Genomic DNA, 24,615 nt, shown 5'->3' with positions numbered 1-24,615 from the left:
CTGTCCGAAGGTCTAAGCAGACCTTTCGGGCAGTGCCCTTTGCGCGTTTACTTAATCTGTATCGTTCGACCACTTCAGAACCTCGAACAACTTGAACACCAAGCTGAGCAGAATCGCCACGACCGTGGCAAGGGCCATGCCCTTTAGCTCGAGATGCCCCCACTTGAACGCCGCCCCGCTTAGACCGACGACCAGCACAACCGTAGTCAGGATCAGGTTCGCAGGCTTGGAATAGTCGACCTTCGTCTCGACCAGCATGCGGATGCCGGATGCGGCAATGACGCCGAACAGCAGCAGCGAAACGCCTCCCATTACCGCGGTGGGAATGGTTTGGATCAGCGCCGATAGCTTACCGACGAAGGAAAGGACGACAGCCATGATGGCCGCCAGACCGACGATCCAGACGGAATAGACGCGGCTGATCGCCATGACGCCGATATTTTCCCCATACGTCGTATTAGGGGTGGAGCCTACCGACGCGGAGATCACGGTGGAGACGCCGTTGCCAAGCAAAGAACGGCTGAGTCCCGGGTCCTTGGACAGATCTTTGCCGACAATATTGCCGGTTACAATCAGGTGACCGATATGCTCGGCGATGACCACCAGCGCGGCAGGGGCGATAATGGCGATGCTTGTCCAATCCCAAACCGGCGTATAGAAGGTAGGCAGCGTTAGCCAGTTGGCTGCGCCGACCGCCGCTTGTACATGCACCAGCCCGAGCACGCTGGACAGCACATAGCCGACGACGATGGCGATCAGGATCGGAATGATTTTGAATATTCCGCGGAACAGCACCGATCCAAGCACGCCGACCAGCATCGTTATCACGGAGACCGTAATGGTCGTGGCATCCGGGGACCAACCTGCGGGCGCTCCGTCCGGAGCGATGAAGCCGGCCATCTTGGCGGCCGTCGGAACGAGCTCAAGCCCGATCACCGCGACGATCGCCCCCATGGAAGCCGGAGGGAATACGACGTCGATCCAGGCGGTTCCCACATAACGGATTAGCAGGGCGACGATGGTGAAGATGACGCCGACCACCAGGAAGCCTCCGAGCGCGGCGTTATACCCTTTTTCCGCCAGAACGACGAAAACCGGCGAAAGAAAGGCGAAGCTGGAGCCGAGGTAAGCGGGAATTTTCCCCTTGGTAATGAACAGGTAAAGCAAGGTCCCGATGCCGTTCATTAACAGAATCGTGGCCGGGTCGACCTTGAACAGGATTGGAACAAGAACTGTGGACCCGAACATGGCAAACAGATGCTGCAGCCCGAGCGGCAAGCTCTTCCAGAAGGGCGGTTTCTCATGAACTTGGATGATTCGCGACATTGAAGTTCCCCTTTTGATCGTTTTAATTATTGTTATCTACCGTATTATAGTGCATGCAAAGAAGCATGAAAAGCTGAATTTGCATGATCACGGCACAGACATATTAATCAACTGGTCAGCATACCCCGATGAATTGAAATTGGTGTACGGAGCCTTTTATTCTCCGCCGGTTGAACTGAAACAGGATATTGAGGTAAAATATGGTATGGGGAATGCGGAGAGGAATCAAGTGTTAGAGAGGTTGTTTGAAGCGGTTCCCCTTCGGGAAGGGGTGGATCGGAAGCAGGCATTCGAGTTGATTATGGTCACAGATCCGATATGGAATTGCGGAGTAAAGGAAAGGGGTAAGTGATATGGAAAAAATCACTAGCGGCGATTTTGCTTCACCGGAAATGATGCGTGATTTCATTGCGTTCTATAAGCGACTCGCCGGACAGCAAGAGCCTCTGTACCGCCTTGATGACTTTTTCGGGATGGGAGGAGCATGGGTCGCTTTCCGTCATGACGATGTCGCTACAATTCTGAAGGACCCTCGTTTTGTCAAAGATATGCGGAAGTTCGCACCATCGCAGGTTCAACGAGAATCGGACCAGGAGATCGCGTCCGCAAGCAAATTCATGGAATGGACGAAACGGATGCCGAATATGCTGATGGCCGATCCGCCAGACCATACCCGCTTGCGCAGGCTGGCCTCCAAAGCCTTCACTCCTCGCAAGATCGAGGACATGCGTCCTCGAATTCAGCAGATTGCCGACGAGCTGTTGGATGCGGTGCAGGAGCGGGGAAGGATGGACCTGATTGCGGATTTTGCCTATCCGCTCCCCATTACAGTCATTTCCGAGATGCTGGGAATTCCCGCTGCCGATCGGGACCGATTCCGCGAGTGGATACGTAAGTTCTGGAATGCTTCCTTGGATGATCCGAATCAAGCGGATACCGTCGGTGAAGTTCTCGATGAGTTTACTGAGTATTTCAAAGCATTGTTAGCCGAAAAGCGCGCACATCCCGGGAATGACGTAACAAGCGGCTTGCTCCAAGCTCATGATAAAGGAGATCAATTAAGCGAGAACGAGCTTCTTTCAACCATTTGGCTGCTCATGCTCGCCGGGCATGAAACGACGGTAAATCTGATCGGCAACGGCACATTGGCTTTGCTGCAGCATCCCGAACAAATGCGCTTGCTCCGCAGCGACCCATCCCTGCTTCCCTCCGCCGTCGAGGAGCTGCTGCGCTATGCGGGACCCGTCATGATTGCCAGCCGCTTTGCAAGCGAGGATATCATCATGCACGGCAAGGAAATCCGCAAAGGGGAGATGGTTCTGGTCTCGCTGGCCGGCGCCAATCGGGACCCGCATCAGTTTTCCAATCCCGAGGCATTGGATATCACGCGGGAAGAGAATGAGCATCTCGCCTTCGGCAAGGGCATCCATCAGTGCATGGGAGCACCGCTGGCACGTCTGAAGGGGCAGATCGTTTTCGGCACGCTGCTGCAGCGGCTGCCTCATCTGCGCCTGGCAGTCGCACCGGAGCAATTGACATATCATCGTAACACAATGCGCTCTCTTACGAGCTTGCCGGTGCTGTTCTAGCCTTTGGGGGCGCAAAATTTAAGGAGACATGCGCATAACCTGAAAGTAAAAGGAAGCTCATTGGTCGCGGAGTCATACACGGCTTCTTCGGTTTACTTGGGCATGCCGCCGCACCTCTCTTTTTGCATAATAAAAAGCACCTGTTAAGGTGCTTTTTATTAACACTATTTAAACAATTGATCAAGAAACGATTCTTCTTCGTCAGAATCATCATCAGAGTCAGTAGACTTGGCAGCAGCAGGATCAAGGACCTCTACTCTAATAAAGGGTGTCGCTTCGCAAAGGTCAAGTTGTGCCTCAGCGATGGTCAGAGATTTGGGAGTCGAGCCAGGACCAACTGGCAATCTCACTGCTTCGAGTTCCATAAGAATCTCAATTTCTTCCGGTTCTAGTTCCCTCTGAACCGTCTCTCCGTTTTTGTCCAAAAGGACGAATTCAACCTTCATTTTCAATGTATTCTCCTCCTCGTTAAACCGATTCAAGAGATGGCGGATTAGGATCGCTACATCTCTTATTTACCTAACGGTAAGTCAATAATACCACAAAAACTAACATTTGCAAATAACGGATTTACAGCAGCCCCAGAAATCGCGATGACACTCAAACCCTAGATAGGAACTGCTTTGAACGATGAAAAATTAAGAAAATCTTTATCTTTACCTGACTTCTTGTTAAACGTTACTCCGTATCCTTACAGGATGAAAGCGTAAGGAGGAAGCGGAGATGAAGAAGTGGTTTTTTTTGCTTGTCATTCTTTTGCCACTGGGGTGTGAAGCCATTCAACAGGAACCGCAAGTGGTAATCGGGGAGTATAGCAAAGCGGGCGACCAAGCGCAAGAGGCGGTTTCCCAAACGAAGCATCAAACGAAGGCCCAAACGATAAAAGTAACCAAAAGCCAGATTTACCAAGGGAATCTGCTGTTGGTCAACAAGCAGTATCCGGTGCGTCAAGAGGGTGTCACGGCGGATGTAGCCAACCTGTTTCAGCATAAGGAATTGGTCAAGGGATACGGGCTGCTGGATAAGACGATCCGGCTGTCGCAAGGCGTGGCGCAAAAATTCCAAACGATGGTCGATGCTGCTGCCAAAGAAGGGGTGCGTCATTTTATGATCAGCAGCGGTTACCGGGACAATCAAGAACAAGGCCGGCTGTATAAAAGTATGGGCGCCGATTATGCGCTGCCTGCGGGCTACAGCGAGCATAACTTGGGCTTATCCCTTGATATCGGATCGACTCAAACGGAGATGAACCGCGCCCCGGAAGGGAAGTGGCTGCAAAAAAACGCCTGGGCTTACGGATTTATTTTGCGCTATCCCAAGGACAAGACGGAGATCACGGGCATTCAATACGAGCCGTGGCATTTTCGCTATGTTGGCTTGCCGCATAGCGCGATCATGCAGGAGAAAAACTTTACGTTGGAGCAATATTTGGATTTCCTGAAGGAACAAAAGACGATTTCGACGACGGTAGAGGGCAAAGCCTACGAAGTCTCGTATTATCCCGTTTCCGGCAATACGTCTATTCCGGTACCGGCCGGTCGCCGCTATGAACGATCTGGAAACAATATGGACGGCGTCATTGTGACCTTGCTTCCTTGATCCGGAAGTTCTGGTAGAATGGAATTGTTAACTCTATGCAGAGGGTGAATGCCATGAAGCGGATCACGATTTTGATCGCGGACGACGAGACGGCGATTGCCGATTTGATCGGACTGCATCTAACCAAGGAAGGCTACCATGTGATTAAAGCAGCGGATGGGCAGGAAGCGATTCAGGCCGTTCAGACGCAATCGATTGATCTGGCGATAGTAGATATTATGATGCCCAAAGTGGACGGTTACGAAGTGACCCGGCAAATCCGGGAAACGAATCATATGCCGATCATTTTCTTGAGCGCCAAGACATCCGATCTGGATAAAATCGCAGGCTTGGTGAGGGGTGCGGACGATTATATGACCAAACCGTTCAACCCGATGGAGCTGATCGCCCGCGTGAACGCCCAACTGCGGCGTTCCAGACTGCTCAGCCAATCGTCGGCGGAGAACAAGCCCGTGCTGGAAGCGGGAGGCTTGGCCATCTATCCCGATCAGCGCACGGTCACCTTATATGGCGAACCGGTCGAGCTGACGCCGAAAGAATTCGATATTCTGTATCTGCTGGCCAGCTATCCGAAGAAGGTGTTCAGCGCGGAAAATATTTTTCAGCAGGTGTGGGGCGAAGATTACTATGAAGGCGGCAATACGGTGATGGTGCATATCCGGAAGCTGAGGAAAAAATTACAAGAGGATGACCGGAAACACAAGCTGATTAAAACCGTGTGGGGGGTGGGATATACATTCAATGGCTAGCATGGTACGCAGCTTCCGGTCCAAAATGATCATGCTCCTCGGTTTAAGCATGCTGTTCGCGGGCAGTATTACGTATTTGCTCTATAAAATTCTTCAGTTTTATTACCGAACGTTCGTAAAGTTTGAAGATCCGTTGGCTTACGTCCGCCTGTTCATAAACACCGTCGGGGATATTAACTTCTTTTTGCTTTTCTTCATCCCGCTGGCGACGTTGTTTTTCTTTGTCCTCACCAAGCCTTACGCCACCTATTTCAATGAAATTTCCAACGGTATCCATCATCTGGCGAGCGGCGATTTTAAGCATCGCGTCCACATTTCCTCCCGCGACGAGTTCGAGGACATTGCGACAGACATCAATCTGGCGAGCGAAAAATTGCAGCAAGCCGTCGAAAGAGGGGACTTTGCGGAGAACAGCAAGGATCAGCTCGTCCTGAATTTGGCGCATGATTTGCGCACGCCGCTGACTTCGGTGATCGGCTATTTGGATTTTATTCTGAAGGACGAGCAGTTGACCAAGGAGCAGGTCAGACAGTATGCGGATATTGCTTTTCAAAAATCGCAGCGTCTGGAGAAGCTTGTCGACGAGCTGTTCGAGATTACGAGAATGAACTACGGCATGCTGGCCTTCGAGAAACAACCCATCGATCTCAGCGAACTGCTGGTCCAGTTGAACGAGGAGCTGTATCCAGCCTTTGAGAAGCATCAATTGACGGCCCGGCTGCAGGTGGCCCCCGGTTTGTCGGTATTGGGCGACGGAGACCTGCTGGCGCGCGTGTTCGAGAATCTGCTGAGCAATGCCATCCGTTACGGACAAGACGGCCGGTTCGTGGACATGAATGCTTATCCCGAAGCGGAAGCGGTCGTGGTTCAAGTGATCAATTACGGAGTCCCGATCCAGCCCGATGAGCTACCGCATATCTTCGATATGTTCTATACCGGCGACAAGGCGCGCACGTATCAAGAGGGAAGCACGGGTCTCGGCCTGTATATCACGAAGAACATTGTGATGCAGCATGACGGAACGGTGACCGCCCAAAGCAGCGCGAGCCGCACCATCTTTGAAGTGCGTCTGCCGCAAACAAATTAAGAAAAACTTTAAGATTACCCTACTTCTTTTTAAACAGTATTTCCTATCCTAGGAGTGAAGGATAGGACAGAGCTGGGGATGAAGAAGCAGGGTTTTTTTGTTACCACGCACAGAAAGTGGGGGTGATCCGATGAACAACAGGAAAGCAGCCATGCGGCTTGACCGTGACAGTCAGACGGCAATTGCGGATTCATGCTGAAGCCAGGAATGAAACGATGGACCCGGAGCGACTCGGCGGCGGCCCTGCTGTTTCTCGCGCCGAGCGTTGCAGGATTCGCGCTGTTCTATCTTATTCCGTTTGCTATGGGGGTGTACGACTCCTTCCTGGATCGCCCGGTCGGGGGCCGGTTCGTGGGGTTGGCGAATTATAGCGAGCTGCTTGCGGGCGGTTCGTTTCGGAAAGCGGCGTCCAATACGTTCTATTTTACCGCGGTCAGCGTGCCGCTCATCGTGGGGCTGTCTTTAGGGCTGGCGCTGCTGCTGAACCGGAAGATGTACATACGCAATATGCTGAGAACGGCTTACGTGCTGCCGCTTGTCGTCCCCGTAGCCTCGGTTGTTCTCATCTGGCAGATGCTGTTCGACTGGAACGGTTCGCTGAACGCGTGGCTCGGTGATTTCGGGCTCGAACGTGTGGATTGGATGAAGACGGAGGCGGCCCGGCATGTGGTCATGGTCATTTATTTATGGAAAAACGTCGGCTACAACATGATTTTATTTCTGGCCGGGCTTCAGCAGATTCCGAACGATTACTACGAAACCGCCGGGCTGGAAGGCGCCGGACGACTCCGACAGTTCATCGGCATTACGCTCGTTTATTTAACGCCGACGATGTTTTTCGTCGTCATCATGTCCATCACCGGCTCGTTTAAAATATTCCGGGAGACGTACTTGATCGCGGGCGATTATCCGCACGACAGCATCTATACGCTGCAGCACTATATGAACAATATGTTCATGACGCTGGAGCTGCAGAAATTGACCGCGGCGGCGACATTGATGGCGGGCTGCATTCTGCTTGTAGTTTTCGCGTTGTTTGCGCTGGAGCGCCGTTTCCGGCAGTTTATGGAATAGCGGGAGGAGAGTCTGCTGCGAAGTTCAAGAGCTTGGCAAAAAGGAGCGTTAACGGTCGTCATGGCCGTCATCGCGGCGGTGCTGCTAATGCCCATCGTGATTACTTTCACAAATTCGCTGATGACCGAACGGGAAATCGGCATCAATTACGGACTGATCGGGAAAATGAACGACGCTGCCGCAGGGAACGCGAACCGGTTTGTGAATTTAAAGCTGTTGCCGGATCTGGCGTCGCTGGAGCAGTATGCGAGCGTGCTGGTCCTCGATTCGAGCTTTCTGAGGATGTTCTGGAATTCGGTCTTCCAGGTGGTGCCCATCATTGCGGGACAGACCGTCGTCGGCGCGCTGGCGGCCTACGCCTTCGCCAAGCTGCGTTTTCGGGGCCGGGATGCGCTGTTTCTCGTCTATGTCCTGACGATGCTCATGCCGTTCCAAGTGACGCTGGTGCCCAACTATATGATGGCCGATAAGCTGGGGCTGCTGAACAGTCCGTCTGCGGTTATATGGCCCGGCGTTTTCGCGGCATTCGGCGTATTCATGCTCAGGCAGTTCGCGCTGCATATTCCGTTCTCCTATATCGAAGCGGCCAAGATGGACGGGGCCGGGCACGTGCGGATTTTCAGCGAGATCATTGTCCCGATGCTCAAGCCGGGTCTGGGGGCGCTCGTTGTTCTGCTGTTCGCGGATTATTGGAATATGGTGGAGCAGCCGCTTATTTTTCTGGACGATCCGTTCAAGCAGCCGCTGTCGGTTTATTTATCGAAAGTGCGCGAAGGCGAACGGGGGATTGCCTTTGCTGCGTCCATGCTCTATATGACGCCGATGGTGCTGCTGTTTTTGTATGCGGAAACTTACTTCATCGAAGGCATCGAGCTGTCCGGCATCAAGGGGTAGCTTGTACGGTTAGGAGGCGGGGGACGCGGAGATGGGACCGAACGAAGAGCCCGTAGAACGTAGTCGCAAAAGAAAGATTCGCGCGGTGTTCGGCAGCTTTATCGCGCTGCTCGTGCTGTTCACCTTATTCGGCAATACGCTGCAGTCGTTGACCTTGCCGAAGGTCAGAACGGAGAAGCCGACGCACGAGAGCTTTGTCTATACGCTGGAAGGAAGCGGGAACCTGAAGCCGATCGCGGAGGCCAAGCTAACGAATCCCGGCGGCTGGAAGGTCAAAGCGGTTCGCGTGAAGGAAGGGGACCGGGCGACGAAGGGGCAGGCGCTTGTCACCTATGACAGCACCTCCGCCGAACGGGAATTGCAGGATGAAAAGGCGCAACTGGAAAAGCAGCAAATCGAGCTGCAAAATACCCAGGACCACTTCATCGTATCGGCACAGGAAGGGGACGAGATAAAGAAGCGGAGCGCCAGCCGCGATCTGGAGAAGCAAAAACTCGATCTGGGCATCCAGGACCGCAAAATCAAGCAATTGGAGGACCGTCTGGCCAGCCAAAAAGAAATTTCCGCCCCGTTCGACGGGATGGTTACGAAATTGAATGCCGTCGTGGGCTTGGCTTCCGCGGGAGAGCCAGATGTTGTGATCACGAACGAAAGCCGGGGCTACCGGTTCGAATTTATCGCCGATGCGCCGCTGTTGACCAATCTGGGGATTTCACTGGAGGACAAGGTGCAGGTCGAAATTCAGGCCATAGGGGATCAGCAGCCGACCATGCTGGAAGGTGCCATTCTGGAGTTGGCGGATGCCGAGCCGCGCATGGCGAGTTCGTCCGATAAAGCGGCCAATCCGACCACTTCCATCGCCCGAAAAGTGGTGCGCGTGAAGGTGGCGGGCTCCGAACTGAAAGGAGGTGAGCAGGCATGGGTCAAACTCACGAAGCGCTCGCAGCAAGAGGGGCTGTTGATTTCGAACGAGGCCATACATGAGGATCGCGAAGGCAAGTTTTTCTATAAAGTGGAAGAGCGGAAAGGCGCTTTGGGTAATGTGTTTATTGTGCGCAAGGTCCAAATTCGTGCCGCGGAAACGAACGACAAAGTAACGAAGGTTCCGCGGGACAGCGTGTACGAGAACGATCTGATCATTCTGGAAAGCAGCGAGCCCTTGCAGGATGGCAACCGGGTGCGACTGCAGTAGCTGCACACCAATCTAATCATTCGATGGAAGAGAGGAATCTACGATGAACAAGCGACTGGGGCTTGGATTCACCTGCGTGATCCTTGCCGCGACAACCGCATGCGGAAACAGCAAGGAGACGACGGCAAGCAAGGAGCAGCCGAAATCGAAAGAGGGAAAGACGGTCGTAACCGTATCTCTAAAAGAGTCGAACCCGTATTACGAGGCGGCTGCGAAAAAATTCAAGGAAAAGTATCCCGATATCGACGTGCAAATCCAGAGCTTCAAGCAGCCGGGCGAAGAGCGTGTCGATAACGAGAAATATATAAAAACGACGAACACGGCGCTGCTATCGGGGAAAGGCGCGGATATGATCGAAGTGACCGGCTTGCCCGTCGATAAATATGTGAATCAACAGCTTCTCCTGAACATGAGCGATATGCTGGACCTAGACAAAACGGTGAATAAAAGCGACTTGCAGACAAACGTTTTGGACGCGATGAAATTGAACGGTGGCTTGTATACGATGCCTGCCAGTTTCTTCTTGCGGGCATTCGTAGGGGACGGGGACGCTCTGCAGAAGGCGAACGTGAAGGTCGACGATAAAAGCTGGAATTGGAAGCAATTTGAGGAGATCGCCCGAAAGCTGGTGCAGCAGACAGCGAGCGGCAAGGAGCGCCGCTTTGCCTTGGGGAATGAGCAGCCGGAAGTCATCCTGCAGGAATGGGTAGTGGACAGCTACGGACAATTTATCGACCGCGCGACCCGGAAAGCCAAATTCGACTCCCCGGCGTTCACGGACCTGCTGCGGCAAGTTAAAAAGCTGTATGACGACAAAATCATGACGGCCCAACCGATGGACAACGAAAGGCCGCTGTTCTACTCCGAGCGTATATTCTCGCCGGCCGATTTTATCAAGGGCCCCTATACTAAACTATCCAATCCGAAGCTGCTGCAAAAGCCGCACCCGGAAGGAAAAACCGGCGGAGTCCGGATCATTACCACTTCGGAGCTTGCGATACAAGCCAAATCCGAGGGCAAAGAGGAAGCATGGAAGTTTATGGCCTTCTTGCTATCCGAAGAAGTGCAGTCATCTCCCTACGAGGAAAGATTTTCCCTCCTGAAATCGGTGAACGAGAAGAAGCTGGACGAGCTTCAGAAGCAAACGAAAGGCGGAGCGTATAAGCTTGAGGCTGGAAAAACGGCGAAGGTGTCGGAGGAGGATTTTGCCCGATTCAAGCAGTTCCTTCATACGGCCGATCGCTATGCGGACGAGGACGTTAAAGTGCTGAACATCATCTATGACGAGGCCGAAGCGTTCTTCAGCGGCCAGAAGTCTGCGGAGGAAGTCGCGAAGCTGATCCAGAACCGGACGACAACCTACTTGAACGAATAAGGAGTAAGCATGGCGGGAAAAGCCGACGTATGCCGCAACCGTAACGATTGCAGTCGCAGCAGCGGCAAAAAGCCGCTCCGCGTAATATAATGGATCAAGATGCGGAAAAGGAAGGACGGTATCTTTTGAGAAAATATATTATAGCTTCGATCGTCTGCGTATTCGTAGTGATTACCGTTGCGGCTTACGGGGCAAGCTCCTCTCTGGACTTTCTGACGTCTGAGAAATTCGTCATCAACGGGGCAGACAAAAGGTTGTCCGTGATCAACTATAACGGACACGCCTATGTTCCGCTGCGCTTCGTGGCGGAACAGATGGCAGCGGACGTTTATTACCGAGAGGACAAGCGGACCACTTATATTCAGCAATACAGCGTCAAATTCGACGAACGGATCTTGACACCCGTTCCCTCCGTTGCCTATGAGAAGAAAACCGAGAGCGGAATCGTCTGGATGCAGGAGATTCCGCTGCTTGATGGCAACGCATGTTGGACGGATTGCTTCAAGCTGCCCCGCTCGGCATCCGAAATTATCAAGCAAGCCGAATACCCTCCGGTGGCCGTGAAGCCGGAATCGGATATTGTCATTACCTACCCGAAGGGCATGGTGCCCAAGATGCTGGAGGTTGTCATGGAATCCGAATCGGGCACCGGCAAAAAAGAGGGTAAGGCTGTGCCCTTGGACGGGAGTCGGCTGCACTTACCCAAAAAGCCCGGACTCTACAATATCTTGATATCCTCCACTTGGGAGCGAGGCCAAACGTTATATATTTTTGCAATCGATGTGAAATAGAGTTAATAAACTTCGTAGCACTGGCCGGTCTGTTTGCCTTCGATGCTCTTCTGGTACGCGGCGGCCGCTTTGCTGGCGGGAACGGGCACGAATCCGGCAAAATAATCGGCATAAGCGTTCCACGATTCTTCCAGCACATTCGGACTGACCGTATTTATCCGGATGCCCCGCGGCATTTCGATCGCAGACGACTTGACGAATGCCCGGATGGCGCCGTTGGCCATCGCGGAAGAGGCTCCTTGAGCGATAGGATCGTCCATTAAAATGCCTGACACCAGCGTAAAGCTGCCGCCGTCATTGACATAATTTAATCCGAGCAGAACGATGTTGACCTGGCCTTTGAGTTTGCTATCAATGGCAACCTGATTATCCTCCGGGGTCATGTCGGTCAAAGGAAGAAACTTGGCGCTTCCCGCCGTGACAACGACCGCATCGATTTTTCCTACCACTTCGTACATCGCCGCGATGCTCTCCGTTGATGTCATATCAACGGTCACATCGCCACCGCTCCGCGCCGCTTTTATAATCTCGTGACTATCCTTCAATCTGTCGACAACAGCTCTGCCAAGCGTTCCCGTAGCGCCAACAACTAATATTCTCATCGGTTAACCGCCTTTCCAGTCATGTTTGTACAAATTTTACCATGCGCTTGGCTCCGGTTCAATTGCTCCTCCGGATGCAGGAAGCAGCCGTCGCCGATGCCGGGAAACGGCTGCTTTCTATGGTTGCTACGGCGAAACGAATTTCGCCCCGATCTGTCCCAACACGATCGCCACATCTTCACGGGTAAATTGACCGTCTCCGTTCAAGTCATTGTGCCCGTACGGCGAGTTCAAATACGCCAGAACTTCACGGATGCCAATCCCGTCGCGGTCGGTATCGAGATCGGCCAGTCTGCGCTGCATTTGCTGGATAGCGTCTCCGTAGACTACCTTGAGGCTTACGGCCGCGTTCGTCTCCCCGCTAAAGCTGCTTACTGCGCCGGCCCGGATACGGAATTCCAGATCATCCCCCGGCTGAAGCAGGCCGCTCGTGGTGAAGCCTGCTTCAGCGGCTCCCGGCGTGTAGACGACATCGGTTACCGACAGCGCGGCGTTGCGGCTCATATTGGTGACGCTGAAGTAGGTCGCATCCGCGACGGACCGCAGCGGCTCGGAGAAGGTCAGCCGCACCTTCATTCCGTCCATGATCAGCTTCCTTAGCACCGGCGTTCCGGCTTGAGTCACGCGAATGGTGTACAGCCGGGGCGTCCCGTCCTGTGCGGTCACCAGCACTTCGATGACATTCGGTACGCCGGAGATCAAAGGCAGAGTCGGACTATCCATGCCGCTCTGAACGGAAACGTAACTGCCGCCGTTGACGCGGACCTGAATCTTAGCGACCGGGTTGCCCTCCGGCAGGACGGGCTTCACCGTGATCGATGGGACAGAGCGGCTCACCGTCACGGAATAGTCCGTCACCTGGCTGGAGAAGTCAAGGTGTCCGGGCGAAACGGATAAGCCGGACAAGCTCGCGTCGCTATTTTTTAGTCTCGTTACGCTGAGCGTATATATTTTTTCCACGGACGGGTCCTCAGCCAATACCTTGATCTCCAGCTTATTGCTGCCCACCGTCAGAGGCAGGGTAACCGGAGAGCCGCTTACTGCCTGTATGTAGCTTCCTCCGTTGGCGCGAACGTAGACGGCGGAGGCGTTCGCATCGGATAACACGGGCGTGACCGCCAAGCTGGACGTGGAGTACGGGACATCCGCCAGAACATATCCCATATGAAGCGGTTGGAAAAGCGGACTTAACGTGCTCCCGGATACAGTTAAGGCGCTCAGCTGCGCATTCGTGCCGGGCGCAGCCCGCACGACCGATATCGTATACGTTTTATTGGCCGTTTTATCGTACGATGTAGTCTGCACGGTGATCGTATTGCCTCCGACGTTCAAAGGAATGGGGCCGAATGCGGCTCTGTCGGCTACCGCCGTTCCGTTGATCAGGAAGGTGGCGGCGGGGTCGTTCAATACCCCGGTGAGCGATAGGCTGCTCGTCGCGTAAGGCACGCTTACCGTGTAATTCGTTGTCGTAGACTGGAAAGGCGGGATTAACGCCGCTCCGTTTACATGCAAATTGCTCAAATTCGCATCGTTCGTCGCCGGGAAATACACATGGATCTTATACGATTTGATCGTGGATGAATCGGCCGAGGTGACTTTGATATAAAACGTGTTCTCTCCCCGGTTCGTCGGGATATGGCCGGTCGACGTATTTAGGGGCAGTGTGATCCAAGCGCTTCCGTTCATCGAGTACGCCATCGTGGCCTTGGAATTCGCAGGGATGGCGGCCGTGTAGAAGCCTTGTTCGGAGCTGCGCATCTTTAGCCAATATTCCGTCACGGACGGGGAAAAATCGGGCGAGAGCGCCCCTGCACCCTGATGCATGCTCGTCAGATCGACATCTGCATCGCTAACCGCCGCCTGCGTCTGCCAAGGGAAAACAACAATAAACATCATGGCCGTAAAAACGAACATCAAAAGCTTTGCGATTCGCACAAAACGTCCTCCTTCATGATGATAACCGCCATTGTAAAAAAATGTATGGCATTCTCGTTGCCACGTTTCGAATGCTTGGGAAAGCAGTAGGTTTCCATGCTATGACGCGCTAGGATTCTTATGTTTAAGTCTAGCATCAAATGCAGGAGAATGAATAGTAAAAATCTGTTTAACATTGCTGTGAAAGTCTTATATTTTTCATGCGGTTATTGTAATACTATGAGCAGTAGAGCAATAATAGCTTTCGATAGCATTCGATCCTATAGGAGAGGACGCGGCCGAGATGAACAAGACGGATCGTTTGTTAGCCATCGTCATCGAATTGCAGCGCAAAGGGGTGTTGCGGGCGGAGGATTTGGCGGCCCGCTTCGAGACGAGCACGCGGACCATCTACCGGGACATTCAAGCGCTTAGCGAGGCGGGGGTTCCGGTTGTGGGCGCTCCGGGGCAGGGCTATTCCTTGATGGAGGGGTATTTCCTGCCTCCGGTGAGCTTTACGGTGGAAGAAGCGGTGGCGCTGCTGATCGGAACGGACTTCGTCGAACAGAAGTTCGATACCGGATACGGCGCGAAGGCGCAGAGTGCCCGGGGCAAGATCGAAGCTGTCTTGCCGGAGAGCATTAGCCATGAGGCGTCCCGGGTCCGCGCGATTATGCGGCTGCTGGCTGCGGGTGACGCGCCGATCAGCGGGCGGGAGAAACAATATTTGGAAGCTCTGCGGCAGGCGATATTGGAGCGAAGGAAGGTCAGATTCCATTACTCCAAAAACAGGCCGGAGGTGGACGGGAACCGTCATAGCGACCGCACGGCCGCCCCTTACGGTCTCATCCTTGTTCGCGGCACCTGGATCTTGCTGGCGCACTGCGAGCTGCGTCATGAGCTGCGTCATTTCCGGTTGTCCCGAATGAGCGGCCTGACCTCTCTGGAGGACCCGTTCTCGCTTCCTCCGGATTTTCAATTGCAGGATTATTTGCCTGTGGATGACCGGAACGTCCGGGTGCGTATTCTGGCAAGTCCGGCGATCGCGGATCGAGTGAAGGACGTGCAGCTTTTACCTGGAAGCCTTCGAGGATCGGGAGGAAGGCTTGGTCATCACGTTTCGCGCCCGGCAGCCCGAGGAGCTGCTGCATTGGGTGCTCGGCTGGGGAGCGAATGCCGTGGTGCTGGAGCCGGAGGCGCTAAAGATCCGGGTCCGGGAAGAAGCCGAGAAGATGTTGAAGCGCTACTGACATACTGTTGTCAGTAGCGTTTTTGTATAGTAAGAGCAGATGATGATAAGGAGCTGGGATAAGCTATGAATACAACGGAAATTTTGCGGGGTTTTGAGGAAATTACGGAGCATTATATTCTGGAGCTGGAAGGCTTCAGTATGGAACAGTTGAAGCGGCAGCCGGGGGAGAACGAATGGTCGCTCGGACAAATGGTTCAGCATTTGATTAACGCCGCATTGTACATGCAGCTTGCCAATGCGGAGCGCTGCCTGACGCCAGATGGAAATGAGGCCGTATCCGCAGGCGAAAAGACGGAGGTGGGGGCGGCTATATTCGAGCAAGGAAGCTTGCCGCCGGTGCGCATCCAGGTGCCACCTTCACCGCAATACACGCCTCAGCAGCCTGAAAGCAAAGAGCAGCTTGTCGAAGGATTGAAATCCGTCGTGCGCCGAATGAACGAAATCGCACCAAAGCTGGAAAACGCGCCGCTGCACCATACCGTCGCCCATCCCCGCTTTGGGGGACTGACCGCTGAAGAATGGTTCAGGCTCGTCGAAATGCATTACCGCCACCATCTTCTGCAGAAGGACCGTTTGAAACAAGCTCTCGCCTAACGCTTAAATGCGGCGAGAGTGAACAGGAGGGATCACCAGATGCCGGACCAATCGGTACCTGGGCAAGAGCGCTACTGGATCGGCGTCGTTTCTGCTTCCCATGTAAGCCGGGGCGTGCAGGGCGGGTTCGCTAGCTGTGCCATGGCAAGTCTGCGCCGCTCCGGAGGATGCGCCCCGGCGACTGGCTTATGGCTCTACGGGACAGGGCGCGGCCAACCCCCAAAGAGCCGCGGGCCCTCACACCGGGCTCCCACTACAGCGTCTGTCCGCTGTCCACCGTAATGATCTGGCCTGTCATGGCCTCCTGCTCCAAGGCGGCGCAGATCATGCGGGCAATATCCTCGGGCGTGGAAATGCGCTGCAGCAATAGCTGCGGGGCCAGCCGCTTCATTTGCTCTTCCTTGCCTTCCCACCATCGGGTCGCGACGGCTCCGGGAACGATGCAGGAGACGCGGATATACGGCGCCAGAGCGCGTGCCAACGATTTCGTCAGGCCGTGAACGGCTGCTTTGGACACGGCATACGGAAGCGAAGAGCCTAACCCGGTTATCCCGGCGATGCTGCCTACATTCACGATGGCCCCCTGCTTGTTGCTTTTCATGAAAGGAGCCACGGCTCTCGCGCAGAAAAACATCCCCTTCACGTTAACGTCGTAGAGCTCGTCCCATACCTCGTCCGTTGCCGCTTCCAGGTCCTCCATCGGAATATGGCGGGTCATCCCGGCATTATTCACGAGCACATCCACCGTCCCGAATTGCCCGACCGCCTGATCGACCATATGCCGCACTTCCCGGTCTTGGGAGATGTCGGCTCGTATAGCCACGGCTTGACCGCCCTTGTCCCTGATGCTCTGAGCTGTTGCTTCCGCGTCGGCAGCGGACCGGGAATAATTCACGATGACGCTCGCCCCCCGTTCCGCCAAAGCAAAACAAGCCGCTCTGCCGATCCCCGTACCTCCGCCCGTCACCAGCGCTACTTTACTACGCAAATTCATCGGAAATGCCCTCCTTATCTTTCGCCGCTTGCTATAAGCTAATTGTACGTCAGGAACTTCATTCTGTATAATTGAATGAAGTGAACAATAAATTCATAAAAAGTGAATTCAATAACCCGAGGGATGAAAATGGACCTAAAAATGCTAAAAACTTTTCAGGCGATCGTGCATAACGGCAGCTTCATCCGCGCCGCTGAAGAAATGAATTATGCCCAGTCTACCGTCACGATGCAGATGCAAAAGCTGGAATCCGACTTGGGCGTTCAACTGATCGAACGCGGGAAGAAAATCCGATTAACCGAGGCGGGCCGACTGCTCTATGAGCAAAGCCTGCCTATCTTCAGAGATATGGAGCGGGTACAGCAAAATATGTCCGAGCTGCAATGGGGGATGGCGGGAAGCCTTCGTTTGGGCGTGACGGAACCGACGGCAAGCTACCGGCTGCCGGCCGTTTTGAAGAAGTTTCTAACCCTCTATCCGAAGGTTCGCATTGCGGTGGAGTTCGCGGGTACGCCGGCGCTGAGCGAGCGGCTTCTTCAAGGCGACATCGACTTGGCCCTTTGCTCCGCGCCGGATCTGGGAGCCGAACTCTACTTCGAACCTTTGTTCAAGGAGCCGTTTCTCGTTTTGATGCCTGAAGACCACCCGTTGGCGAAGCAGGAGATCGTCGAGCCGGATCAGATCCGGGAGTATCCGCTGCTCCTCACTTCAACCACCTGTCCGTATCGGCGGAAGCTGGAGATGGTCATGCAGGATGCTGGAGGCATGCCATGGAACACGATGGAAATCGGCAGCATGACAGCCTTGAAATATTATGTAGCTAGCGGATTAGGCATTGCGCTTGTGCCGAAGATTACGATCGATTCGCTGCCGGAAGGAACGACGGCGCGGACCATAAGCGGCGATCTCATCGAGATGACCTTCGGCTTGCTCTGCAAACGTCGGAATATCCTTTGAAGCTGGCGGGGGCGAAGCTGTATCAATTTCTCAAGCAAGAGCTCCGGTAAACAAACATCAAGCTCCCGCCGCAAAAGGCAGGAGCTTTCCTGACTCATCCGGTAAACGTTAGTAAGGAAACTGCGAGGAATACCCGCTGAACTGCTGTTGCGCTTGCTGAAGCTTCTGCTGCTCCTCGGCCTCCAGCTTATACCATCCGTTCTGAAACATCAGGTTAAACAGATCGCGGGCGCTTTGATGCGTTTCCGTCAAAATCTGGAGCATATCGGCATGAAGCTGCTCGTGGCTGGCCTCGCGGACTGCCACGTTGAAGTTGTCGGTCAACAATTTGCATGTGGCCAGTCCGTCGTTGAGGAAGTCGCGGTCGTTCATCTCCGGTCCTTTGACCTGCGGCAGCTGTCCGGTTTGCGGGTTGGCAATTTCGTTAGGGTTCTGGGCTTGTTGGCCTGGCATCGGCTGTATCCTCCTTACTTGGAATTATTGGGACGCCTGTTGTGACTGCTGCGGGCGGGGCAGGTTGGCCATCGCGGCGGTGTTGTTCACTCGCAGATGCGTAAGCAGCTTTTCATAATGACGCTGATGCATCTGGCCGGCTTTGTCGAGCGCTTGCTTGATTTGCGGGTTGGTCGCCTGCTGTGCAAAAAAGTGGAATTTCTTAAAAGCCGAGAGCTCCCAAGACAGCGCATCCTTAAGGTAGAGCAAATCTTTCGTTGTAATCACGCGCGGCGGAACGGGAATCGGCGGCTGCGTTTGCTGAGCGGGAGGGGTCATCGTCGCTGGCATAAGATCACTCCTTTTCGGGTCAATTGGCGTACATGGTATAGAGTGAGCCATTCAGGGCCAAATATGCTTGGCGGAAAATGGAGAACCGATCAAGTCGATCCGGGCTTGCCCGGACGCGGCTCCGATTTTGGGACGACACTTGGGGGAGCGGGGCGTTCTTTTCGCGATGAACTTGCTTCAAGGAGGCATTTCCATTAACATTTGACTTTAAGGAGACATCGGCCGGTTGATTCCATGATGTGAGGTGCATGGGATAAGAAGGAGCGGGAGCTGACCAGCGGCCCGGGGAAGCTGACGAAAGCGCTCGGCATTACGATGTTTAGGAAGGCCGCTCTTCGAATCGCCGCTCTATATCGCCGAAGGAAAAGCGTTCACGCCGGTGGAGACCGGTACCCGGATCGGGATCGAGAACAGCGGCGAGGCCCGTGATTATCCATGGCGCTTTTGGATCGGCGGCAACCGGTTTGTCTCGAAGTAGAGGAGGTAGCGGATGACCCCTTTTACGAAGCGGGTCCTCGAGATCATTCAAGGGATTCCGGAAGGACAGGTGATGACTTACGGTCAAATCGCCGGGCTGGCCGGCAGTCCGAGAGGCGCCAGACAAGTCGTGCGCATTCTTCATTCATCAAGCGGCAAATATGGGCTGCCCTGGCACCGGGTGGTCAATGCCCGAGGAGAAATTGCGGTCCGGCAGGAGGAAGGCCGCATGCTCCAAATGCTGTATCTGCGGGACGAAGGCGTCGAGGTCGACGACAGCGGACAACTGGACTTGGACCGGTGGCGCTTTATTCCGCATGGCGAATGACGGCTTTGGCGGCACAGATCATCATGTCATTCACGGGAGAAGGTTCATGTTCAAAAAAATAAGCTTAGCCCTCCTCTACACCGTCGCGGCTTATCTCATTTATAAGTACGGCGAAGAGATCGTGGCGTGGTTTCAAGCCCCCAACCATATGGCTCTGGTCATCGTTGCGGCAACGGCTATGGCCTTGTTTCCGGTCATCCCCTATCCGGTTGTCGGCGGGTTCATTGGCGCGGCATTCGGGCCGGTGCTCGGTACGGCGATCACATGGACGGGTTCGACGGCGGCTTCGATCCTCATGTTTTTATTTGTCCGTTACGGGTATCAGGAATGGGGCGAGCGGATGCTGTACCGCTACGAACGTCTCAGCAAGCTCACCGTTCTGTTCGAGCGGAACGCCTTTCTGACCATCCTTTTCGCAAGGCTCGTTCCTTTTATTCCGTCCATTATCATCAATGCGTATTCCGCTTTGAGCCGTGTTTCCTTTGGGGCTTATGCTGTGGCGTCCGCATTGGGCAAAATCCCGGCGATGCTCTTGTTCGCATTCGTGGGCAATACTTTGATGTCGGAGCCGGGAACGGTAGCGCTCACCATTGCCATTTACGGGGGCTTTCTCGCGGTCACGCTATTGGTCTATCGGCAATGGAAGCGAAGCAAGAGCAACCGGGAGGCATAAAAAAGAGAGGCGCCGCTTGCGTTGCGGCCCTCTCTTTTGTTGGTCTATAAACGAAACTTACCGCTGAGCGGCAGGCCGGCGGGTAAGCTCAGCCAGCGCTTCCGACTGCATAATTCTTTCTTCGATCCGCTCGAAGCCGCGAACGGCTGCGCCGCCCTCGAAGCTGTACAGGAAGCGGGGCGCCGAAGGTTTGATTAGGGCTTCCACTTTCTGAGCGCGGGCAACAAGCTCCGTGCGCTTCTCCTGCATGGCCGCATAGGCCGCTTTCGTTTCCTCCAGCTGCTGCGAGAGCTCTTCCAAGCGCTGCTTGGTGGCTTCGTACCACTCCGAGCATTCCAGCGACTTGTCCAGATAATGCAGCTTCGCTTCGACCGCTTGGCGGGCTTCCGCTTCGCGACCAGCGGCCATCGCTTCAGCCGCATTTTTCTCGCATTGGGCGGCCAGTCGATTATAGGCTTCGATTTGCATTTTCAGCGACCGTTCCGCGCCGGACTGCTTGTTCAGCGTCCGCTGGACCGCGTCGATTTCCTCTTTCATGGTGCGGAGGTAATGATTCAGCATCATTACCGGGTCCTCCAACTTGCTCAGCGCCTCGTGTGCGGCGGCTCTCGATAGATCGGACAGTCGGGTTAAAACTCCCATAATTGTTCATGCTCCTTTTGTTGTATTTTATCGTTTGGCGTAGATTAGTAGTTAGGATAAGAGTTGACAGCGTAGTCGTCGTAAGGCGCTTTCGGGACAAGCAGGCTGAGGACAAAATAGATCAGCGTGACGGTGCCTAAGCTGCAGAAGGCGGCGATGACGACCAGCAGGCGAACGAGCGTCGCGTCCAGGCCGAAATATTGCGCGAGGCCTCCGCAAAGGCCGGTCAGTCTGCTGTTGCTGCGAGAGCGGTATAATTTTTTGTTCATAAAACATGCTCCTTTCAAAATATATATCTTTCGTTTTCATTCGTTGTTTGGTTTGCGCTTGCTTCATGTCTTTATTGTAGTCCACTCGCGTTTTCGCGAAAACCGACCTGTGGCGGTTTTTGAACTGGACTTAAGGAGGGGAAGATATTCTACCTAAGTCGAGATAATGTAAAATTTTTCCTTTAGATAATGACCGTAATTTGTTTATACTAGTGCTATCCTATAAAAGTTGGGGAGTAAGAATATGAGAAACGATCAAGATTCTGAAAACGTTCCTAAAGCCAAGGGGGAAAAGGGGGAGAGGTTTACGTCAAGCGGCTTCATTCTAGCCGCGATCGGGAGCTCGGTGGGGCTCGGCAACATGTGGAAGTTTCCTTACATTACGGGGAAGCATGGGGGAGCCGCATTTTTTCTGTTATTTATTGTTTGTTTGATCATCGTAGGGCTGCCGGTGCTGCTCGCTGAGATGACGATTGGGCGGGGTGGCCGGGCGAACGCTTCGCTTTCTTTCTACAAGCTGACCAACAAAAAGATATGGGGCTACTTCGGATTTTTGTCCGTCTTTACCGCTTTTTTGATCATGACCTACTACGCCGTCGTTGCCGGGTGGACGCTGCATTATACTGTGGAATCGTTTACAGGATTGTTGTACCAGCAAGGCACAGATTATAAAGCCAAGTTCGTCACGTTCGCGGCCGGGTACTGGCCCGTGTTCTGGCAAGCCGTCGTCATCATCCTCAGCGGCTGGGTTATTGCGAGGGGCGTCTCCGGGGGGATCGAGAAGTTCAATAAGATTTTGATCCCGGGCTTCCTGATCATTTTGCTGGTGCTGATGTTCCGCTCGCTTACGCTTCCGGGCTCCGGCGAAGGGGTACGGTTTTTCCTCGAACCGGATTTCTCCAAATTGGATGCGGAGTCCGCTCTCATTGCATTAGGGCATGCTTTCTTCTCGTTGTCGCTTGGGATGGGCTGCATGCTCACGTACGGATCGTATGTCGACAAGAGGCAGTCCCTCGGCACCGCGACGCTGGCGATCGGCTTCGGGGATCTGGTATACGCTTTTATTGCCGGGCTTGTTATTTTCCCGACCGTGTTCTCTTACGGACTGAAGCCCGGCGAAGGCGTGGGGCTGGCGTTTATGGCGCTTCCTGCTGCATTTGCCCAGATGCCGCTGGGTGCCGTTTTCGGAGGGTTGTTCTTCCTGCTGCTCGCAATCGCCGCCCTGACTTCGGCCGTCTCCATCCTGGAGGTTCCGGTCGCGTATGCGATGCACCGCTGGGGCTGGACCCGAAAGAAGGCGGCCATCCTCATTTCCGTCGCATGCTTTGTGCTTGGTATCCCGTCCGCTCTCTCGGTCGGTGGTGTGCTCGGGTCCTTCACTCCCGGCGGAAAGTCGATCTTCGATTGGGTTGATTTTGTGACGGCTTACGTGCTTATGCCGATCGGCGGCCTGGTCGTTACGCTATTTACCGGCTACGCGTGGAAATTGGCTGGGGAAGAAGCGGGTCTAAACGGCTTCTGGTACCGCGCTTGGATGTTCCTGCTGAAGGTCGTAGCGCCGATTATGATCATTCTGGTGTTCCTGTATTCCGTCGGCCTGCTGTCCTTTTAGGACGGGAAGGGTGTTATACAAACAAAGAAGAGGAGGGCGTCTGCTCTCCTCAGGCTGTCGAGAAATTTAGAGTAACAAATTAGAGGGAGTACTATGGACAAGGAAATGATGAAAGGCAGTATTGATATTTTACTGCTAGCAGAACTTAACAGAGGCGATTCTTATGGATACGAATCGTTATGTAGACGTTGGTGCGGGTGAATAAACGATAACTCCTGAGCTCTGTTTCTTAACAAAGTAGAAGGACACCCGCATAAAGGTGCCCTCTAAAGATTTCAACGTCTTGTAGTTTTCGGCGGGCTACTCTTTACCAAGGAAGCCTTTCTTGAAAATACCCAGCAAATGCTCAAGTGTTATCGGATCACTATAGGTAGAGGCTTTAGTGTCGATCTCAATGATACGGTTGTTCTTGACGGCCGGGATACTCCTCCATAGTTCCGAATCCATGAACGATTTATCACCCTCCAGGTCTCTGCTAATAACAATGTAATCGCCTGCATATTCCGGCAGAACTTCTTGAGATAGCATATGGTAGCCGGGCCCAAGCGCATCTTTCTTGACACTCTCTGGCATACGCAACCCCATCGCTTGATACAGGATTTCTGTGCCGCGCGCCCACTTATCCCCAAATACATAAAAGGTTTTCGTATCCGTCTCAAGCACCGATACGGTGATGTTATCGCCGAGCCTGGATTTGATTTCCTTGCCTGCCGCTTCCGCACGCTGCTTGAAATCGTCGATCCACGCTTGCGCTTCCTTTTCTTTGTTAAGCAGCTTTCCGATCTCTAGTTGTTGTGCCAAATAATCCCGCTTGCCCCACGTATAAGCAACGGTAGGCGCAATTTTACTTAGCTCAGCGTTATTTTTCATTTGTGTGCCCATAATGATCAGATCCGGGTTCAGCGCTGTGATTTTCTCCAAGTTCTCGTCCGATACGTCCTCAATACCCTCCAGCTTCTTCGTAAACAAAGGATTCTTTTGCGTCCATTGATCCACTCCGACCAGTGCTCCGCCGAGCGCGAGCACATTCGGCGCATTCGTCAAGGCTACAATCCGCTGCGGATTCGCCGGAACCTCCACAGGACCCAATTCAGACTGATACGTTACCTTTCCAGACTCCTTGGAGTCTGCCGCCGGTGCAGCGGCATTTTTAGTATATGCGCTCTCCTTATTATTGGCTTGGCTGCCGCATGCGCTGGATATGACCATCAACAGCAGGATGATGGGGATTAACAGCTTCTTATTCATGTTCAGTTCTCCTTGTGTTGGATTGCAGAAAACAAGCATTGATAATGGGTATCTATTGAATTGGTACAGTTCATTACAAATGCTGGTACCACCTTTATTATAGAAGCCGGATTTCTGCATCGTAGAAATCCGGCTTGAAATTTTCTGGTACAAATTTTTATCGTTAAGGCTGAGAAGACTCCCTCTTCGATAAGGGGGAGATGAATCAGCATCTCTTGTATACGCATGCGAACATATGTTCTATAATTGTCGTGAAATCACCAAAGGAGATAAGTCTCGCATGTTGCATCATAAAGCTTTTCGCTTTCGCATCTACCCTACGGAGGAGCAAACGACGCTGATCCATCAGATGTTTGGATGCGCTCGCTTTGTCTTTAACCACTTCCTTGTGAGATGGAACGACACCTTCCAAGAAACAGGCAGAGGCTTGTCTTACCAGACCTGTGCAAACGGGCTGCCAGCGTTGAAAAAGGAATGGCCTTGGCTCAAGGAAGTGGACAGCATTGCTTTGCAATCCGCCGTTCGCAGCCTGGCAGATGCGTTTGGTCGCTTCTTTCGAAAGCAAAACGATCCGCCTCGTTTCAAGAGCAAACG

General features: G+C 53.6%; 25 protein-coding genes and 4 pseudogenes. 19 read left to right on the top strand and 10 right to left on the bottom strand.

Annotation, left to right across the window (positions count from 1 at the left end):
* Nucleotides 1-51 precede the first annotated feature (51 nt).
* Complete coding sequence (gene uraA, locus BLO51_RS16605; RefSeq protein ID WP_090673668.1) at nt 52-1,326, bottom strand: uracil permease; 1,275 nt, start codon at nt 1,324-1,326, stop codon at nt 52-54.
* Between uraA and BLO51_RS29620 the strand changes: the two genes are divergently transcribed.
* Both BLO51_RS29620 and BLO51_RS16595 read left to right on the top strand, forming a co-directional pair.
* Nucleotides 1,313-1,678 carry a hypothetical protein gene (locus BLO51_RS29620; RefSeq protein ID WP_217266749.1) on the top strand — a complete coding sequence of 122 codons (366 nt, stop codon included), beginning with the start codon at nt 1,313-1,315 and terminating at the stop codon, nt 1,676-1,678. The genes uraA and BLO51_RS29620 overlap by 14 nt on opposite strands.
* Before the next feature lies 1 nt (nt 1,679).
* A complete protein-coding gene (locus BLO51_RS16595; RefSeq protein WP_090673667.1) occupies nt 1,680-2,915 on the top strand; it encodes a cytochrome P450 family protein in 1,236 nt (411 codons plus the stop codon).
* A gap of 164 nt (nt 2,916-3,079) precedes the next feature.
* Here BLO51_RS16595 and BLO51_RS16590 read toward each other — a convergent pair whose 3' ends face one another.
* Nucleotides 3,080-3,367, bottom strand: a complete 288-nt coding sequence (locus BLO51_RS16590; protein ID WP_090673665.1) for a hypothetical protein — start codon at nt 3,365-3,367, stop codon at nt 3,080-3,082.
* 271 nt (nt 3,368-3,638) lie between these two features.
* On the opposite strand from BLO51_RS16590, the gene vanY reads away from it, so the two are divergent.
* The 8 genes from vanY (at nt 3,639) to BLO51_RS16550 (ending at nt 11,676) form a co-directional block, all read left to right on the top strand.
* Complete coding sequence (gene vanY / locus BLO51_RS16585) at nt 3,639-4,514, top strand: VanY-A/VanY-F/VanY-M family D-Ala-D-Ala carboxypeptidase (RefSeq protein ID WP_090673664.1); 876 nt, start codon at nt 3,639-3,641, stop codon at nt 4,512-4,514.
* A 53-nt stretch (nt 4,515-4,567) separates the two neighbouring features.
* Nucleotides 4,568-5,263: a response regulator transcription factor gene (locus BLO51_RS16580; RefSeq protein ID WP_090673662.1), complete on the top strand. Its 696-nt coding sequence runs from the start codon at nt 4,568-4,570 to the stop codon at nt 5,261-5,263.
* The gene (locus tag BLO51_RS16575) at nt 5,256-6,350 is read left to right on the top strand and encodes a sensor histidine kinase (protein WP_090673661.1); all 1,095 of its coding nucleotides are present in this window, start codon (nt 5,256-5,258) and stop codon (nt 6,348-6,350) included. The genes BLO51_RS16580 and BLO51_RS16575 overlap by 8 nt, the downstream gene beginning before the upstream one ends.
* A 207-nt stretch (nt 6,351-6,557) precedes the next feature.
* The gene (locus BLO51_RS16570; protein WP_090673754.1) at nt 6,558-7,424 is read left to right on the top strand and encodes a carbohydrate ABC transporter permease; all 867 of its coding nucleotides are present in this window, start codon (nt 6,558-6,560) and stop codon (nt 7,422-7,424) included.
* A 60-nt stretch (nt 7,425-7,484) separates the two neighbouring features.
* Nucleotides 7,485-8,318, top strand: coding sequence for a carbohydrate ABC transporter permease (locus BLO51_RS16565; protein ID WP_090673659.1), 834 nt, complete (start codon nt 7,485-7,487; stop codon nt 8,316-8,318).
* Between the two features lie 31 nt (nt 8,319-8,349).
* Nucleotides 8,350-9,510 (top strand): efflux RND transporter periplasmic adaptor subunit, encoded by a 1,161-nt coding sequence (locus tag BLO51_RS16560; RefSeq protein ID WP_090673658.1) that lies wholly within the window; start codon nt 8,350-8,352, stop codon nt 9,508-9,510.
* A gap of 43 nt (nt 9,511-9,553) precedes the next feature.
* Nucleotides 9,554-10,885, top strand: coding sequence for an ABC transporter substrate-binding protein (locus BLO51_RS16555; RefSeq protein WP_090673657.1), 1,332 nt, complete (start codon nt 9,554-9,556; stop codon nt 10,883-10,885).
* 89 nt (nt 10,886-10,974) lie between these two features.
* On the top strand, nt 10,975-11,676 hold the full coding sequence (locus BLO51_RS16550) for a stalk domain-containing protein (protein ID WP_090673752.1): 702 nt from the start codon (nt 10,975-10,977) through the stop codon (nt 11,674-11,676).
* Between the two features lie 2 nt (nt 11,677-11,678).
* Here BLO51_RS16550 and BLO51_RS16545 read toward each other — a convergent pair whose 3' ends face one another.
* Nucleotides 11,679-12,278, bottom strand: a complete 600-nt coding sequence (locus BLO51_RS16545) for a short chain dehydrogenase (RefSeq protein ID WP_090673655.1) — start codon at nt 12,276-12,278, stop codon at nt 11,679-11,681.
* Nucleotides 12,279-12,404: 126 nt separating this feature from the next.
* Nucleotides 12,405-14,213 (bottom strand): cadherin-like beta sandwich domain-containing protein, encoded by a 1,809-nt coding sequence (locus tag BLO51_RS16540; protein WP_090673653.1) that lies wholly within the window; start codon nt 14,211-14,213, stop codon nt 12,405-12,407.
* A gap of 283 nt (nt 14,214-14,496) precedes the next feature.
* On the opposite strand from BLO51_RS16540, the pseudogene BLO51_RS16535 reads away from it, so the two are divergent.
* The 3 genes and pseudogenes from BLO51_RS16535 to BLO51_RS30390 form a co-directional block, all read left to right on the top strand.
* Nucleotides 14,497-15,442 (top strand): annotated as a pseudogene (locus BLO51_RS16535) (helix-turn-helix transcriptional regulator).
* Nucleotides 15,443-15,507: 65 nt separating this feature from the next.
* Nucleotides 15,508-16,038 carry a DinB family protein gene (locus BLO51_RS16530; protein WP_090673652.1) on the top strand — a complete coding sequence of 177 codons (531 nt, stop codon included), beginning with the start codon at nt 15,508-15,510 and terminating at the stop codon, nt 16,036-16,038.
* Between the two features lie 39 nt (nt 16,039-16,077).
* Nucleotides 16,078-16,229 (top strand): annotated as a pseudogene (locus tag BLO51_RS30390) (EVE domain-containing protein); the annotation flags it as partial.
* Between the two features lie 62 nt (nt 16,230-16,291).
* On the opposite strand, the gene BLO51_RS16520 reads toward BLO51_RS30390, so the two are convergent.
* Complete coding sequence (locus BLO51_RS16520; RefSeq protein ID WP_090673650.1) at nt 16,292-17,032, bottom strand: SDR family NAD(P)-dependent oxidoreductase; 741 nt, start codon at nt 17,030-17,032, stop codon at nt 16,292-16,294.
* 129 nt (nt 17,033-17,161) lie between these two features.
* Between BLO51_RS16520 and BLO51_RS16515 the strand changes: the two are divergent.
* A pseudogene (locus BLO51_RS16515) lies at nt 17,162-18,039 on the top strand (LysR family transcriptional regulator).
* Nucleotides 18,040-18,097: 58 nt separating this feature from the next.
* Here BLO51_RS16515 and BLO51_RS16510 read toward each other — a convergent pair.
* Both BLO51_RS16510 and BLO51_RS16505 read right to left on the bottom strand, forming a co-directional pair.
* Nucleotides 18,098-18,442 carry a spore coat protein gene (locus tag BLO51_RS16510; RefSeq protein WP_090673649.1) on the bottom strand — a complete coding sequence of 115 codons (345 nt, stop codon included), beginning with the start codon at nt 18,440-18,442 and terminating at the stop codon, nt 18,098-18,100.
* A 24-nt stretch (nt 18,443-18,466) separates the two neighbouring features.
* Complete coding sequence (locus BLO51_RS16505) at nt 18,467-18,772, bottom strand: ferritin-like domain-containing protein (RefSeq protein WP_090673647.1); 306 nt, start codon at nt 18,770-18,772, stop codon at nt 18,467-18,469.
* Nucleotides 18,773-19,027: 255 nt separating this feature from the next.
* Here BLO51_RS16505 and BLO51_RS16500 point away from each other — a divergent pair.
* The 3 genes and pseudogenes from BLO51_RS16500 to BLO51_RS16490 form a co-directional block, all read left to right on the top strand.
* Nucleotides 19,028-19,250 (top strand): annotated as a pseudogene (locus BLO51_RS16500) (DNA-3-methyladenine glycosylase); the annotation flags it as partial.
* A 12-nt stretch (nt 19,251-19,262) separates the two neighbouring features.
* On the top strand, nt 19,263-19,577 hold the full coding sequence (locus tag BLO51_RS16495; RefSeq protein ID WP_090673645.1) for an MGMT family protein: 315 nt from the start codon (nt 19,263-19,265) through the stop codon (nt 19,575-19,577).
* Between the two features lie 46 nt (nt 19,578-19,623).
* Entirely contained in the window at nt 19,624-20,250 is a 627-nt protein-coding gene (locus BLO51_RS16490) for a TVP38/TMEM64 family protein (protein ID WP_090673644.1), read from the top strand.
* A 57-nt stretch (nt 20,251-20,307) separates the two neighbouring features.
* Here BLO51_RS16490 and BLO51_RS16485 read toward each other — a convergent pair whose 3' ends face one another.
* Entirely contained in the window at nt 20,308-20,892 is a 585-nt protein-coding gene (locus BLO51_RS16485; protein WP_090673642.1) for a PspA/IM30 family protein, read from the bottom strand.
* A gap of 44 nt (nt 20,893-20,936) precedes the next feature.
* Nucleotides 20,937-21,161, bottom strand: coding sequence for a PspC domain-containing protein (locus tag BLO51_RS16480; protein ID WP_090673638.1), 225 nt, complete (start codon nt 21,159-21,161; stop codon nt 20,937-20,939).
* Nucleotides 21,162-21,405: 244 nt separating this feature from the next.
* On the opposite strand from BLO51_RS16480, the gene BLO51_RS16475 reads away from it, so the two are divergent.
* Nucleotides 21,406-22,773: a sodium-dependent transporter gene (locus BLO51_RS16475; RefSeq protein ID WP_090673636.1), complete on the top strand. Its 1,368-nt coding sequence runs from the start codon at nt 21,406-21,408 to the stop codon at nt 22,771-22,773.
* 300 nt (nt 22,774-23,073) lie between these two features.
* On the opposite strand, the gene BLO51_RS16470 is transcribed toward BLO51_RS16475, so the two are convergent.
* Nucleotides 23,074-24,021 (bottom strand): iron-hydroxamate ABC transporter substrate-binding protein, encoded by a 948-nt coding sequence (locus tag BLO51_RS16470; protein WP_090673634.1) that lies wholly within the window; start codon nt 24,019-24,021, stop codon nt 23,074-23,076.
* Between the two features lie 280 nt (nt 24,022-24,301).
* Between BLO51_RS16470 and BLO51_RS16465 the strand changes: the two genes are divergently transcribed.
* Nucleotides 24,302-24,615 (top strand): helix-turn-helix domain-containing protein (locus BLO51_RS16465; protein WP_143006903.1); only part of this gene is annotated, 314 nt, incomplete at its 3' end.

The organism is Paenibacillus tianmuensis, from assembly GCF_900100345.1.
In the GTDB taxonomy this organism is placed as follows: Bacteria; Bacillota; Bacilli; order Paenibacillales; family NBRC-103111; genus Paenibacillus_G; species Paenibacillus_G tianmuensis.
Note: the sequence above shows the minus strand (reverse complement) of the source record. Positions and strands in the feature narration are given on the sequence as shown.

Coding starts and splice junctions, on each gene's coding strand:
- BLO51_RS29620 (WP_217266749.1), top strand. CDS start 1,313: ATGATTCGCGACATTGAAGTTCCCCTTTTGATCGTTTTAATTATTGTT.
- uraA (WP_090673668.1), bottom strand. CDS start 1,326: ATGTCGCGAATCATCCAAGTTCATGAGAAACCGCCCTTCTGGAAGAGC.
- BLO51_RS16595 (WP_090673667.1), top strand. CDS start 1,680: ATGGAAAAAATCACTAGCGGCGATTTTGCTTCACCGGAAATGATGCGT.
- vanY (WP_090673664.1), top strand. CDS start 3,639: ATGAAGAAGTGGTTTTTTTTGCTTGTCATTCTTTTGCCACTGGGGTGT.
- BLO51_RS16580 (WP_090673662.1), top strand. CDS start 4,568: ATGAAGCGGATCACGATTTTGATCGCGGACGACGAGACGGCGATTGCC.
- BLO51_RS16575 (WP_090673661.1), top strand. CDS start 5,256: ATGGCTAGCATGGTACGCAGCTTCCGGTCCAAAATGATCATGCTCCTC.
- BLO51_RS16570 (WP_090673754.1), top strand. CDS start 6,558: ATGAAACGATGGACCCGGAGCGACTCGGCGGCGGCCCTGCTGTTTCTC.
- BLO51_RS16565 (WP_090673659.1), top strand. CDS start 7,485: ATGGCCGTCATCGCGGCGGTGCTGCTAATGCCCATCGTGATTACTTTC.
- BLO51_RS16560 (WP_090673658.1), top strand. CDS start 8,350: ATGGGACCGAACGAAGAGCCCGTAGAACGTAGTCGCAAAAGAAAGATT.
- BLO51_RS16555 (WP_090673657.1), top strand. CDS start 9,554: ATGAACAAGCGACTGGGGCTTGGATTCACCTGCGTGATCCTTGCCGCG.
- BLO51_RS16550 (WP_090673752.1), top strand. CDS start 10,975: ATGGATCAAGATGCGGAAAAGGAAGGACGGTATCTTTTGAGAAAATAT.
- BLO51_RS16545 (WP_090673655.1), bottom strand. CDS start 12,278: ATGAGAATATTAGTTGTTGGCGCTACGGGAACGCTTGGCAGAGCTGTT.
- BLO51_RS16530 (WP_090673652.1), top strand. CDS start 15,508: ATGAATACAACGGAAATTTTGCGGGGTTTTGAGGAAATTACGGAGCAT.
- BLO51_RS16520 (WP_090673650.1), bottom strand. CDS start 17,032: ATGAATTTGCGTAGTAAAGTAGCGCTGGTGACGGGCGGAGGTACGGGG.
- BLO51_RS16510 (WP_090673649.1), bottom strand. CDS start 18,442: ATGCCAGGCCAACAAGCCCAGAACCCTAACGAAATTGCCAACCCGCAA.
- BLO51_RS16505 (WP_090673647.1), bottom strand. CDS start 18,772: ATGCCAGCGACGATGACCCCTCCCGCTCAGCAAACGCAGCCGCCGATT.
- BLO51_RS16495 (WP_090673645.1), top strand. CDS start 19,263: ATGACCCCTTTTACGAAGCGGGTCCTCGAGATCATTCAAGGGATTCCG.
- BLO51_RS16490 (WP_090673644.1), top strand. CDS start 19,624: ATGTTCAAAAAAATAAGCTTAGCCCTCCTCTACACCGTCGCGGCTTAT.
- BLO51_RS16485 (WP_090673642.1), bottom strand. CDS start 20,892: ATGGGAGTTTTAACCCGACTGTCCGATCTATCGAGAGCCGCCGCACAC.
- BLO51_RS16480 (WP_090673638.1), bottom strand. CDS start 21,161: ATGAACAAAAAATTATACCGCTCTCGCAGCAACAGCAGACTGACCGGC.
- BLO51_RS16475 (WP_090673636.1), top strand. CDS start 21,406: ATGAGAAACGATCAAGATTCTGAAAACGTTCCTAAAGCCAAGGGGGAA.
- BLO51_RS16470 (WP_090673634.1), bottom strand. CDS start 24,021: ATGAATAAGAAGCTGTTAATCCCCATCATCCTGCTGTTGATGGTCATA.